Here is a 12,908-nt window from a genome sequence, read left to right on the forward strand (position 1 = left end):
CGGTGACGAAGCCTTCGACGCATCTGTTCCGCCTCTTCATCTGGGGCGTCACGGCGGCGCGTCACCGCGCGCTTGTCGGGATCGAGAGTGATCCCAACACGCCGCCGCCGGTAAAACGCATGACCAAGCTGGCGCGGTGGATTTCCTTCACCGGCAAGAGCGGCGAGCCGGACTATGCGACCGCTTTCCAGAAGATTGGCCCTGCGGCGATCAAGCTGGGGCAGACGCTCGCCACCCGGCCCGACCTTGTAGGCGAGGATGCTGCACGCAATTTGCTGAGCCTGCAGGACAGCCTGCCGCCCGTCCCCTTCGCGCTGATTAAGGCGGAGATCGAGCGCAGCTTCGAAGCGCCGATCGAAAGCCTCTTTACAGAGATCGATCCTGCCCCCGTGGGCGCGGCCTCGATCGCGCAGGTGCACAAGGGCGTGACCACCGACGGCACGATCGTTGCGATCAAGGTGCTGCGTCCCGGCATTCGCGAACGCTTTGCGCGCGACATCACCACTTATGAATGGGCTGCTGCCCATCTCGAGGCCATGGGCGGCGAAGCTGCGCGCCTGCGCCCCGCGCTGACCATCGCCAATTTCAAGCGCTGGACCAATCGCGAGCTCGACCTCAGACGCGAGGCAGCCTCGGCCTCCGAACTTGACGAAGCGATGCGCGGCATTGCCGATTATTGCATTCCCGAGATCGACTGGGATCGCACCAATGGCCGGGTGATGACGATCGAATGGATCGATGGCGTGAAGATCAGCGACGTCGCTGCGCTGAAGGCGGCGGGCCACGACCTTCCCGATATAGCCCGGCGGTTGGTGCTCGCCTTCCTGACGCAGGCGATCAGCGCGGGCTTCTTCCATGCCGACATGCATCAGGGGAACCTCTTCGTGCGGCCCAATGGCGATATCGTCGCCATCGATTTCGGTATCATGGGCCGGATCGACCGGCGCGCGCGGCAATGGCTGGCGGAAATCCTCTATGGCTTGACCACGGGCAACTACAAGCGCGTGGCCGAGATCCATTTCGAGGCGCAATATGTGCCGAGCTACCACTCGGTCGACGAATTCGCGACGGCGCTGCGCGCGGTGGGTGAACCGATGCGAGGCAAGCCGGTGAGCGAACTTTCGGTTGGCCAGATGCTGGACGGGCTGTTCGCCATCACCCGCGATTTCGACATGCAGACGCAGCCGCATTTGCTGCTGCTGCAAAAGACCATGGTGATGGTCGAAGGCATCGCCACCCAGCTCGATCCGCAGATCAATATGTGGGACGTGTCGGCCCCCTATGTGCGCAGCTGGATCCGCGACGAGCTCGGCCCGGAAAGCGCGCTGGCAAACCGGATCAAGGAAGATACCGAAACGCTGCTGCGCATCCCCGCGCTGGTGCGGCGGCTGGAGGAGCAATATCCGCCCAAGGGCGGTGCACCCGAGCCGCCGCCGCTGCCCGATATCGAGCTGATGTGGGAACGCCGCACCCGCCCGGCACGCCGCTGGCCGGGCTTCCTGCTCTCCGCCGCGCTGGGCGCTGCCGCCTTGTGGGGAGTCACGGCGGCAGGATGGCTGGGGTAAGCTGATTGGGTATTAACGCACGCCGCCTGCCGTGGGACCGCTTTGCGCATTGGGCGCCGGGCGCGGCCATGCTCGTCATGGCGTTTACCGCCGTGCTGCTGGTCGCCGCCGTGCTGACCGAGCGGACCGGCTTTTCCGAGCCCGACAGCGTCCCGTTCCCTTCTACCGAACTGGTGGAGGAGATGGTCGATGCCGAGCTTGGCGACGACGATGATCGCGATACCGACCTCGCGCTCTATGACCGGATTGCCGAGCGTGTGGCGGCGGGTGAGGACTATTATGCGGCGGCAGTTGCGGAGCAGCGCGCGGGCGACTTCCCCGTGCGTCCGGGCACCACCGTGCGGCTGCCGACGCTCGCCTATCTGAATGCGTGGATCGGGCAGGGCGGGCTGGCGGTGCTGGCGGTACTCGTCGGGCTCGCGACCCTGATCGCCTGGTGGCGCAGGCTGGACGACGAGCCGGGCGGCGAGGAGCACCGCAATATCGCCATGCTGCTGCTGGTGATTGGCGCGGGGATCGGGCTGAAGGCGGAATATCTCGTCCTGCATGAGGTCTGGGCGGGCGTCTTGTTGGCGCTCTCCTTCGGCGTGCATCGCCCCGGCAAATGGGGGCTGGCGTGGCTCGCCGCCGCGGCCGCACTCGCCATTCGCGAACATGCGCTGCCTTTCGTCCTCCTGATGGGGGCCTTCGCCTTGTTCCGCCGCGACTGGCGCGAACTTGCCGCATGGACCGGGCTGGTGCTGGTCTTCGCGGTCGTGTGGGCGGCGCATCTGGCGCAGGTCGATGCGCTGATTTCGGAGGCCGATCCGCGATCGCCCGCCTGGCTGGTGCTGCGTGGGCTCGGCGGTTGGACGCTCAACATCACCGAATCGAGCGTCCTGCACCTCGTACCCGGATGGCTGGCCGCGCCTCTGGTGCTGCTGCCCCTGCTCGGCTGGGCCGGGTGGAAGAGCGATGCGGGCCTGTTCGGTTTCCTGTTGTTCCTCGGATACGGCGTGTTCTTCATGCTCGCCGGGCGCGACAACAATTTCTACTGGGCGCTGGTGGTGACGCCCTGCTGGTTCATGGGATACGCCTTCGTGCCGCGCGCCTTGCGATCGCTGTGGAATTCGGCGCGGGGGCGTTGAGGGTATGCCGCGGCTGGTCCACAAATCTGGCATGAGGCTGCTCTCCGATCCGATCGGCTGGTGGTGCGCGCTGGGACGGCCCCTGCGCCATCTTTCGCGCGGTGGGGCCATTGCGGTGCTGCTGGTACTCGCCGCCACGCTGGCCTGGGCGGCGATCACCGTCCCGCGCACGGCGGATGCCTATGACGTAAAGGCGGAGGCCGACAAGGAAGAGAACTTCACCGACCTGCAGCTCTACGCGCATATCCATGAGCGCTTCCGGCAGGGGGAGAGCTATTACGCGGCCGCACTCGATGAGCAGCGGAGGCATAACTACCCGACAAAGCCTTTCGTCACCGTACGCCTGCCGACCATGGCGTGGATCGATACGCATCTTGCCGGCAGGGTACGCCAGCTGGCCAGTTTCGCGCTGATGCTGGGCATCGTGCTGGCATGGATCGGGGCGCTGTCACCCTTTACCAACAAGGCGGAGCGGCTAGCGGCTTCCTTCCTGTTCTTGGCTGCGGGTGGGGTGATCTTCGCCGACCGGGCGCTGCTGTTCCATGAGGTGAGCGCGGGGATGCTCGTCAGCCTCGGCATGGGGCTCTATCGCAAGCATCGCTGGTGGCCGGCGCTGATCGCGATTGCCGGGGCCTTGGCGATACGCGAACTGGCGCTGCCTTTCCTCCTCCTGTGGGGCGCGATTGCCGTGCTGGAGCGGCGCTGGAAGGAAGTGGCGGCGATCGGCGCCTTGCTGGCGATCTACGCCGTGGCGCTGGGGCTGCATGCCAATGCGGTGGCCGAATATCGCCTGCCGGGCGATGCCTCGTCCCCCGGATGGAGCGGGCTGATCGGGCCGCAAATGGCGCTGTTCTCGCTCACCCACCTTACCGTGCTGCTGTTCCTGCCGGTGGCGCTCGCTGCGCCCATCGCAGTGCTGCCGCTGATCGGCTGGATCGGGCTCGGCGGCAGGCTGGGGCTGGTCGCAACCGGCTGGTTCACCGGTTTTGCGCTGGCCATCGCGCTCTTCGCACGGATCGAGAATTTTTACTGGATCATGCTGGTCCTGCCCGCCTATGCCGCAGGCCTCGCTTTCGTGCCGCGTGCGCTGGCAGACCTTGTGCAAACGGCGCTGGGCAGGCAGGTAGCGGAAAACAAGTCTTAACCATCCCGTGCCAAGGCTGGCGCTGGATTGATGTCGGGGCTAAGCCCCCGAACAGCTTTCATTTGCCGGGAGGGCCCGAAGACATCGATGGCTGAGCCACGTGTGCTCCTGATCGTGGGCGGCGGGATTGCCGCCTACAAGTCGTGCGAACTGGTACGCCTCATCCGCAAGGGTGGGGCCGAAGTCACTTGCGTGCTGACCGATGGCGGGCAGCAATTCGTTACGCCCATGGCGTTGGCCGCCCTGTCGGGCAACCAGGTGCATACCAGCCTGTGGGACCTCAAGAACGAGGCCGAGATCGGCCACATCCAGCTTAGCCGCGAGGCGGATCTTGTGATCGTGTGCCCGGCCACGGCGGACCTGATGGCGAAGATGGCTGCCGGTATTGCCGATGACCTTGCCACCACGCTGATCCTCGCCACCGACAAGCCGGTACTCTGCGTGCCTGCCATGAATGTGCGCATGTGGGAGCATGAGGCGACGCAGCGCAACATTACCTTCCTTGCTGATGCCGGCGTGCGCGTGATGCTGCCGGACGAGGGCGAGATGGCCTGCGGCGAATTCGGCCCCGGCCGCCTGCCCGAACCGGCCGCCGTGTGGCTGGAAATCTGCGACCTGCTCGACCTCGAGCCGGGTGAGGAATATGATTACGTCCTCGAATATTTCCGTCGCATCGCCGAAATGGAAGAGGATGACGACGATGTCGGCATCGTCGACCCGCTGCCCAATCGCGGCGAGGATGGTGAGGCGATTGGCGGCGATGCAGGCGATCTGGGCCAGATCATCCAGCGTTCCTACATTCATGGCGAGCATGAGGACGAGGAGCTCGAGGAAGCGGCGGACGGCGAAGGCGCCGACCTGCCCGAGCCCGACGATACCGATCCGGACGCCGTCGTGGCGAAGAAGGGCAAGGCCAGCGCCGCCCCGCCGACCGACCGCGAGGCGATCAACCATACAGTCAACAAGCGCCAGGCCGCTCCCCAGCCTTTCGAAGGCGAGGAAGCCGCCGCTCCCACGCAGCCGCTCGAACCGGCCATGGCCAAGATGGTGGCCGAGCCGCTGGAAGGCGGGCCGGTGTTCGACGACGATCCCAAGAAGCGCCCGCTTTATGGCAAGCACCTGCTGATCACCGCAGGCCCGACGCACGAGCCGATCGATCCGGTGCGCTATCTCGCCAACCGCTCTTCCGGCCGGCAGGGCTTCGCCATTGCCGCAGCCGCCGCGGCGGCGGGGGCCAAGGTCACGCTGGTGGCTGGCCCGGTCAATCTCGCGACCCCGGCAGGCGTCGATCGCGTGGACGTGGAAAGCGCCGAAGCCATGTCGGCGGCGGTGAAGGATGCGCTGCCCGCCGATTGCGCGGTGATGGTCGCCGCCGTTTCCGACTGGCGCCCGCGCGATTATCACGAGGAAAAGATCAAGAAGCGCGGCAATGCACCGCCTGCGCTGATGCTGACCGAGAATCCCGATATCCTGGCCATGGTCTCCGCCAGCTCCAAGCGGCCGGACCTGCTCATCGGCTTCGCCGCCGAGACCGAGAACGTGGTCGAAAATGCCCGCAAGAAGCGCAAGAGCAAGGGCGTCGACTGGATCGTCGCCAACGACGTCTCCGGCGACGTGATGGGCGGCACCGACAACAAGGTTCACATCGTGCGCGAGCGCAAGGTCGAGAACTGGGAAGAAATGAGCAAGATGGACGTCGCCTGGAAGCTGATCCAGGCGATTGCCGACCAGTTGGAGAAGGTGAATGGCTGATCGTGTTCCCATCCAGATCAAGCGCCTGCCGCATGGACACGGGCTGGAACTGCCCGCCTATGCCACCGAAGGCGCGGCGGGCATGGACGTCCTCGCAGCCGAAAACATGATCCTGCGGCCCGGCATTCCCCATGCCGTCGCCACCGGTTTCGCCGTCGGCATTCCCGACGGATACGAGATCCAGGTGCGTCCGCGCTCTGGTCTCGCGCTCAAGCACGGCATCACCGTCCCCAACACGCCGGGCACGGTGGATTCGGATTATCGCGGCGAAGTGAAGGTCATCCTGATCAACCACTCGCAAGACAACTTCCAGATCCAGCGCGGCGATCGCATCGCCCAGCTGATCGTCTCTCCCGTCACGCTGGCGGAGTGGGAAGAGGTGACCGAGCTGCCGGAGACCGAGCGCGGAAAAGGTGGCTTCGGCTCCACCGGCGGCTACGCCTCGCTCTAGATCATCTGGCTCTAACGCGCCCTTGACGGCCCGCGCGCCCGTCGCCAATCTTGCAGCCACCAACGCAACCGGAAAGGTTTATGCAGGAGATTGTCCTCCGCTGATGTGAGCTTGCCGCGTCTATCGCGGCCGGCTCGTCACGCGCATCGTGTGCCGCAGGCTGACTGCCTGCCGCTCGCCCATGCGCATGGATTTCATCCAGGCGGACGAGACATCCCAGTGAACATTTCGAAATACGAACAGCGTGTGCTGCATGCACTCGCGCAGGGCGGACAAATCCGTCCGATCAAGAACGATACCGGCAAGATAACCGAGGTCGATTGCTTCAATCGCGACGGCTTCCGGCTGGCCGATTGCACCATGCCGGTGTTCCAGAAACTGCGGCGCAAGCGGCTGATCGTCAGCCGCAATGGCGGCCCCTATCGCATTAACCGCGACGGGTTGTCGGCGGTGCGGGCGCAGCTGGACAACCGATAGGAAGGGGCGGGGCAGGTTCGCGCCTGTCCCGCTCTAGTCGAAGCGGATGAGGAACAGCGTTGCCCGGTAGAGCGAGTCGATCGGCGCGCCAGTAGCGTCGAGAGCGGGGGTGAATTCTGCAGTATCGCTGATTTCGCGGCAGGAGCGGCGGCGGTTGCCGTTACTCCAGTTCGGATATTGGATTTCGCAATCCAGAACCTCCCCGTCGGCACCGACATGGAAGCGCATCTGGACGATGCGGCTGGAATGATTGACGATCACATTATCGGGAAACCGCATCCGCTCGCCTACGACCTGCGGATTTTCCAGGACGGGAGCGCGTGCGAAGCCTGTCTGGTCAGGCGGACCGAATTCCCACTCACTCATGAGATCCCGCTCGCAGTCTTCCATCAGCGTCCGCGCAGTTTCCATGGCGTCAAGTCGCAGAGTTTGGGGCGCCATGGCGGAGCCATCGAAATAGAGCTGGGTCGCTTCCCAGGTGAAAGGCACGGCTATGTTCACATCGGGGCGTTCGGGCAGGTGGTAGATGAAGCTGCCAAAGGCATTGGTCCCGGCGCCATTGCGGGTGTCGTCCACGCGTCCCTGAAATGCAACCATAGGCCCGCTGCGATAGCTGCTGCCGATCGCCACGATATCCTTCGCCTCTTCAGGCTCTCCAAAACTTGCACGGGCAAAGATCGCCCTGCTGTCGTCCCGCTGCATGGTTGGCCCCGCAACGCTTACGCGGAATGCTGTAAATGGTCCCCAGCTGCGAATGAACATGGTGGTGTCGCCCGGCTCCAGCGCGGTGAAAGAGCGGACCAAGGTGCAGCTCTCGTCGTCGCTGTCGATTTCCCACTGTCCGACCGGTTCGATCATGCGGTTCGCAGCCTGCGCTGCCACGGGAAGCGGGAGGGCGAGGGCGGTGGCCAGAAGTGCAAGCCTGATCATCGTTACAGACTCCCCATCCACTCGGTGAACGGCCCCGAAAAGCTCTCATCCACGCTGCCGATGCTGGCGCCTTCGGTCATATGGTTGTGATCCTTGAGGTAGAGCATGGTCGGGCAATTGGCCGCAGCTCCTTCGGCGCACAGGCTCGCTTCGGCGGCTTCGGCGAAGTCGTGGAACAGCTGCGGGTCGTATTCGGCCCAGGCGATCATCAGCGGCAGGCTGGTCGCGCCCAAGCGTTCGATGGAAGGCGCGGCGGTCAGCAGGCTGGCATCCTCGCCATAATAGGGGTGCGGGTCCTCACCCTGTTCCAGCGCATAGGCGGGGCTCATCAGCACCGCGCCCTGCACGCCGACGAATTCCTCGCCATGGATGGAATCGGTCGCGACATAGTCCGCCACCACATTCGCCCCGGCGGAGTGGCCCCACAGGATGATGTGGTCGGGATCGCCGCCATGTTGGGCGATGTTCGCTCGCACCCAGGCGATAGCAGAGGCAAGGTCCGCGCTGGCGGCGGGATAGGGATTATCGGGCGCGAGGCGGTAATCGATGTTCACGCCAACCATCCCGTTGCGCGCGGCCCATGCGGTGGCGCTTTGCGGGTAATAGGCGCCCTGCTTCGATCCGCCGACGAAACCGCCGCCATGGACATAGAGCAGCACCGGGCGGCTGATGCCCTCCTCGGCAGCGTTGAACGTGTAGAGGTCGAGCTGTTGCGCCGGATCGTCGCCATAGGCGACATTCTCGGTCATGGTGACATCGTCATAGGGCGGGGCATCGACCAGCGGGGCGAAGATGTCGAAGCTGGCGGGATCGATCACCTGGCCTGCCTCGCGGATCATCGCCGCCTGTTCCTCGGGAACGCCGGGCCATTCGCGCGCGGCGGTATCGGTCGCCTCGTCTGGTGCGGTTTCGCCGCATGCAGCCAGTGCCATGGCCAGCGTGGCCGCGCCGATCAGTTTCTTCATCTCTCATCCCTCCCAAGTTTCCTTTGCGGGAGAGACTGCCGCAGATTGCGGGCAAAGAAAAGGCGGGCCTCCCCCGCGTCGCGTTGAGGGAGGCCCGCCCGACGTCCCCGGGGAGTTACCCCGGAACTGATAATCTGTCCGCGCCCTAGCGGTCGTTGCGCTTCACCGGCTGGTCTTCCGGAGCGATGGAGATGCGCACCGTCTCACCCGAATTGCCGGGGAAATCGGTGAACATCGCCTCGATCAAATTGGGCACGAGATATTGCAGGCGATTGGAGGTGGAGACCGCCTCCGCACTGCCTTCGAACAATCGCTCGCCCGTCTGGCCATTGTCGATCTTCAGCGAAATGCCGCTGGTAAAGATCGTGTAGCTGTCAATATCGCGGCCGCCATAATAGCCGTCGAAGAACGGGTCGTAGAAGCCGTAGCCCCAGCTACGGTTGGGCAGGTAGGCCACGCGCGGACGGCCCAGCCGGTCGCGATAGACGAAGGGCGTGTAGCCGTACCACGAACGGTAGAAGGGATCGCGGAAGCCGGTGTAGTTGGTGCGCACGCGTTCGCGCCCGTCATCCACGCCATAGGCGAAGCGTACCAGCAGGTTGGCGCTTTCGGGATTGTCCGTCTGCGTATAGCCGAGCTCGGCCATCTCCGCCTCCACGCGATCGGCGTAGAGCGCGAATTCGAGGCCGCCGGCAAGCTCCGGATCGTCCGCTACCACGGCGAAGGTCTGGCCCTGCGGCGCGGGCAGCTGGCTTTCGAAGCGTGAGACATCCGCGCGGAAAGGCGTGGCGCAGGCGGCAAGGCCTGCCAGCATCACGGCACCGGCGGCAATCTTCAAACCCCTGCTCAATTTGTTCAGTCCGAACATGGCATTACTCTCTGTTAGGCCGGATCTCTTGCCCGGTTTCGACCTCTTGCGAGACGACACGTCTCCATCTTGCGCGCGGCAATAGCAAGCGCGCCATGAACCCATTTTGAATGGGGCAGGGCGAAAGTGCCGGAAAATCCAGCAAAAACAGCAGTATGATTCGCCTTTTCGCGCCCTCAGCCGCGAATCAGGCCCAGCGCTTCATAGGCAGCCTTGAGCGTGGGCGAAGCCAGCTCGCGCGCCTGCGCCGCCCCGCGCGCGAGAATCGCATCCAGCGCCTCGCGGTCCGCCTTCAGCTCCACGAAACGGTCGCGGATGGGGGAGAGCGTTTCCACCAGCAGCTCCGCCAAAGCAGGCTTGAAGGCGCCGAAACCCTGCCCGCCGAAATCACCCAGCACGGCATCGACGCTGGTTCCGGCGAGCGCGGCGTAAATGGCGACGAGGTTGAGCGCTTCGGCCCTCTCTTCCAGCCCCTTGGCCTCGCTAGGCAGCGGTTCGGGGTCGGTCTTGGCCTTCTTGACCTTCTTCGCCATTGTGTCGGCATCGTCGGCCAGGTTGATGCGGCTCATGTCCGAGGGATCGGACTTGCTCATCTTCGCGCTGCCGTCCCGCAGGCTCATGATCCGCGCCGCTTCGGGCGGGATGATCGGGTCGGGCAGGGTGAAAACCGGCGCTTCCTCCGAGGCGAAGTCGTTGTTGAACTTCTGCGCGATGTCGCGCGCCAGCTCCAAATGCTGCTTCTGGTCCTCGCCCACCGGCACATGCGTCGCCTGGTAGAGCAGCACGTCCGCCGCCTGCAGCACGGGATAAGTGAACAGGGCAACCGATGCGCCTTCGCGGTTCTTGCCGGACTTGTCCTTGAACTGCGTCATGCGGTTCAGCCAGCCCATGCGCGCGGTGCCGTTCAAGAGCCATTGCAGCTCGGAATGGGCGGGAACCTGCGCCTGGTTGAACAGCACGGCCTTGTTCGGATCGACCCCGCAGGCGACCAAGGTGGCGACCAGTTCCAGCGTGCTGGCATGCAGCTCCGCCGGGTCATGCGGCATCGAAATGGCGTGCAGGTCGGCAAGGAAGATCATGCACTCGCCGCCCGCGGCCACTGCCTCGTCCTGCAGCTTCACATAATTGCGGATCGCCCCAAGGTAATTGCCGAGGTGCGGCTGGCCGGTGGGTTGGATGCCGGATACGACGCGCATAGCTATTCTCTTTCTGAATTCTGGAAACAAGGCTGCCCGTCAGGCCCGGGCAGAGGGCGCTCTCAGTTGAAGCAGCCCGACCAGAACCAGGCCGCCCGGCCACGCACCGCGAAACGCAGGGGGGCAACGCCAGAAGAAAGAAATCCGAATTTCATGGAAGCCGCCTTACCAGACGTAACTCGTTCTGCAAGACAGCGAGTGGCGCACGATGTCCGCGCTACTTCGCCGCTTTGCGCTTGATGAGCTTTGCTACAGTCGCCCTGTCGATAGCACCGACAAACAATGCCACCGAGAAATAAATTCCCGCGCCCGCCACGGCGATGACACCGAGGGCCGTGACGCGCTCAAACACATTACCCGCATACCAGCCCTCAAAGGCATCGCGCAGGAACCACAGCGCCGCGCCCATGGCGGCGGCGGCCACCAATTGCTTTGCCAGCCTGCCGAGCAGGACGGCGGGCGCGTGATAGTGGCCGCGCTTGACGAGGATCGCATAGAGGATCGCGCAATTGAGCCATGCGCCCACGGCGCTCGCCGCCGCTACCCCGACCACGCCGAAGCGCTGGAGGAAGGCGATGTTGAAGCCGATGAAGAAGGCGAGAGCCACCAGCGCGGCATAGACCGGCGTGCGCGTGTCGGAACGGGCATAGAAGCCGGGCACCAGTACCTTGACCAGCACATAGGCGGGCAGGCCGAAGACGAGTGCCACCAGCACCTCGCCGGCAATGCGCGCATCCTCGATCGAGAGGCGGCCGCCCTGAAAGAATACGGTGACGAACTCCACCCCGCAGATCGCCATGGCGACTGCTGCGGGCAGGGTAAGCAGCATGGCCAGTTCTATCGCATCGGTCTGCACGGCGGAGGCGCCCGCCTTGTCCTTCGCCGCGATATGGCGCGAGAGCGAGGGCAGGATCGCCGTCGCCAGCGCAATGCCGATGATCCCCAGCGGCAGCTGGTTCAGCCGGTCGGCATAGTTCATGTAAGTGACGTTGGAGCCTTCCAGCGCGTTGAGGAAATAGACCTGCACCAGCGTGTTGATCTGGTAGGCGCCCGCGCCGAATGCCGCGGGTAGCGCAATCCAGCACAGCCGCTTCACTTCCGGCGTCACCTTGGGCAGCTGCAGGCTGGGTTTGAAGCCCGCCACGCGCGTCCAATAGTACAGCCACAGGAGCTGCAGCACGCCCGCCGCGCTGACTGCGAAGGCGACGAGGTAGACCGCATCGCGCAGCTCGCCCCCGTTCGCCATCCAGTAATCCCCGCCCAGCAGGGCGGCGATCAGCACCAGGTTGAGGATGATCGGGAAGCTCGCCCCCGGCGCGAACTTGCTGACCGAATTGAGCATGCCGGTGAACAGGGTCACCAGGCTGATCAGAGCGATATAGGGGAAGGTGATGCGGGCGAGGTCGGTCGCAAAGCCGAGCTGGTCCGCATCGCCGCGCCATTCGGGCGACCATAGCCAGATGATCGCGGGCATGGCGATCTCGGCTATCGCGCACAGGATAATCAGCGCGGGCAGGAATACGCTGAGGACGTCGTTCGAAAACTGCGCTGCCTGTGCATGGCCATCGTCGCCAGCATCGTCTCCCTGCTGCACGCGCTTGGAGAACATCGGCACGAAGGCGGCGGAAAAGGCGCCCTCGGCGAACAGGCGGCGGAAAACATTGGGCAGGATGAAGGCCTGCAGGAACGCGTCCGTCGCCTCATTCGCGCCCAGCACGCGCGAGAAGATCATCTCGCGCGCGAGGCCGGCAATGCGGCTGACCAGCGTCAGCGAGCTGATCGTTCCGACATTCCTCAGCAGGCCCATCGTCCCGCCCTCTCAGCGAGCCTTGCGCCCGCCGGGCTTCATCAGCCCTCGTCGCCCGAAGGCGGCGTGTCGCCTGCGGCAGGGGCTGCGCCGGCAGCGGCGGCATCCTGCGCCTGCTTGGCGCGTAGCTGCTGCACGTAGAGGCCGTTGAAGTCGATCGGGTCGAGCAGCAGCGGCGTGAAGCCGGCATCGCGCACCGCATCGGCAATAACGCGGCGGGCGAAGGGAAACAGGATGCGCGGCGCTTCGGCATAGGTGAAGGCGTGCTTCTGGTCGTCCGGCATGTTGCGCATGCCGACGAGGCCGCAGAAGGCCAGGTCGACGATATAGGCGACGCCTTCCTTCGTCTTGGCGGTCGCGGTGATCTTCAGTTCGACCTCGGACAGCTCCTCGTTCACCTTGCGCGAGGCGATGTTGAACTGCACGTCCATTTCCGGCTGCGAGGTCCACTGGAAGCTTTCCGGCGCCTTGGGATTCTCGACCGAGAGATCCTTCACATACTGGCTGACGATGCCCGCCACCGGCTGGGTGTCGGCACCATTGGGAGCCGGCTGGTTGTCGAGATTGGTGAGAACGTCGCCTTCTTCGGCCATGACTGTCGAACTTCCGTTTCGCTGGGGCGGGAG

The 12,908-nt window shown here is 64.7% G+C and carries 12 protein-coding genes; 6 read left to right on the forward strand and 6 right to left on the reverse strand.

The window, feature by feature from the left end:
* Window positions 1–2: 2 nt before the first annotated feature.
* The 6 genes from ubiB to E5222_RS00790 all read left to right on the forward strand — a co-directional run bounded on the left by ubiB (window position 3) and on the right by E5222_RS00790 (window position 6,516).
* Window positions 3–1,565, forward strand: a complete 1,563-nt coding sequence (ubiB, locus tag E5222_RS00765; protein WP_136691599.1) for a 2-polyprenylphenol 6-hydroxylase — start codon at window positions 3–5, stop codon at window positions 1,563–1,565.
* A 5-nt stretch (window positions 1,566–1,570) separates the two neighbouring features.
* Complete coding sequence (locus E5222_RS00770) at window positions 1,571–2,692, forward strand: hypothetical protein (protein WP_136691601.1); 1,122 nt, start codon at window positions 1,571–1,573, stop codon at window positions 2,690–2,692.
* A gap of 31 nt (window positions 2,693–2,723) precedes the next feature.
* Complete coding sequence (locus tag E5222_RS00775) at window positions 2,724–3,836, forward strand: hypothetical protein (RefSeq protein ID WP_136691603.1); 1,113 nt, start codon at window positions 2,724–2,726, stop codon at window positions 3,834–3,836.
* An 87-nt stretch (window positions 3,837–3,923) separates the two neighbouring features.
* The gene (locus E5222_RS00780) at window positions 3,924–5,588 is read left to right on the forward strand and encodes a bifunctional phosphopantothenoylcysteine decarboxylase/phosphopantothenate synthase (RefSeq protein WP_136691605.1); all 1,665 of its coding nucleotides are present in this window, start codon (window positions 3,924–3,926) and stop codon (window positions 5,586–5,588) included.
* On the forward strand, window positions 5,581–6,039 hold the full coding sequence (gene dut / locus E5222_RS00785) for a dUTP diphosphatase (protein WP_136691607.1): 459 nt from the start codon (window positions 5,581–5,583) through the stop codon (window positions 6,037–6,039). The genes E5222_RS00780 and dut overlap by 8 nt, the downstream gene beginning before the upstream one ends.
* 219 nt (window positions 6,040–6,258) lie before the next feature.
* Window positions 6,259–6,516: a YjhX family toxin gene (locus E5222_RS00790; RefSeq protein ID WP_136691609.1), complete on the forward strand. Its 258-nt coding sequence runs from the start codon at window positions 6,259–6,261 to the stop codon at window positions 6,514–6,516.
* Between the two features lie 33 nt (window positions 6,517–6,549).
* Here E5222_RS00790 and E5222_RS00795 read toward each other — a convergent pair whose 3' ends face one another.
* The 6 genes from E5222_RS00795 to secB all read right to left on the reverse strand — a co-directional run bounded on the left by E5222_RS00795 (window position 6,550) and on the right by secB (window position 12,875).
* Entirely contained in the window at window positions 6,550–7,446 is an 897-nt protein-coding gene (locus tag E5222_RS00795) for a hypothetical protein (RefSeq protein ID WP_136691611.1), read from the reverse strand.
* Window positions 7,447–7,448: 2 nt separating this feature from the next.
* Complete coding sequence (locus E5222_RS00800) at window positions 7,449–8,411, reverse strand: alpha/beta hydrolase (protein WP_136691613.1); 963 nt, start codon at window positions 8,409–8,411, stop codon at window positions 7,449–7,451.
* 145 nt (window positions 8,412–8,556) lie between these two features.
* Complete coding sequence (locus E5222_RS00805) at window positions 8,557–9,225, reverse strand: DUF4136 domain-containing protein (RefSeq protein WP_136692861.1); 669 nt, start codon at window positions 9,223–9,225, stop codon at window positions 8,557–8,559.
* A gap of 230 nt (window positions 9,226–9,455) precedes the next feature.
* Window positions 9,456–10,475 (reverse strand): tryptophan--tRNA ligase, encoded by a 1,020-nt coding sequence (trpS, locus tag E5222_RS00810; protein WP_136691615.1) that lies wholly within the window; start codon window positions 10,473–10,475, stop codon window positions 9,456–9,458.
* Between the two features lie 217 nt (window positions 10,476–10,692).
* Window positions 10,693–12,282: a murein biosynthesis integral membrane protein MurJ gene (gene murJ, locus E5222_RS00815; RefSeq protein ID WP_136691618.1), complete on the reverse strand. Its 1,590-nt coding sequence runs from the start codon at window positions 12,280–12,282 to the stop codon at window positions 10,693–10,695.
* A gap of 41 nt (window positions 12,283–12,323) precedes the next feature.
* Window positions 12,324–12,875, reverse strand: a complete 552-nt coding sequence (gene secB / locus E5222_RS00820; RefSeq protein WP_136691620.1) for a protein-export chaperone SecB — start codon at window positions 12,873–12,875, stop codon at window positions 12,324–12,326.
* Window positions 12,876–12,908: the final 33 nt, after the last annotated feature.

This window comes from Alteraurantiacibacter aquimixticola, from assembly GCF_004965515.1.
Taxonomy (GTDB): domain Bacteria; phylum Pseudomonadota; class Alphaproteobacteria; order Sphingomonadales; family Sphingomonadaceae; genus Alteraurantiacibacter; species Alteraurantiacibacter aquimixticola.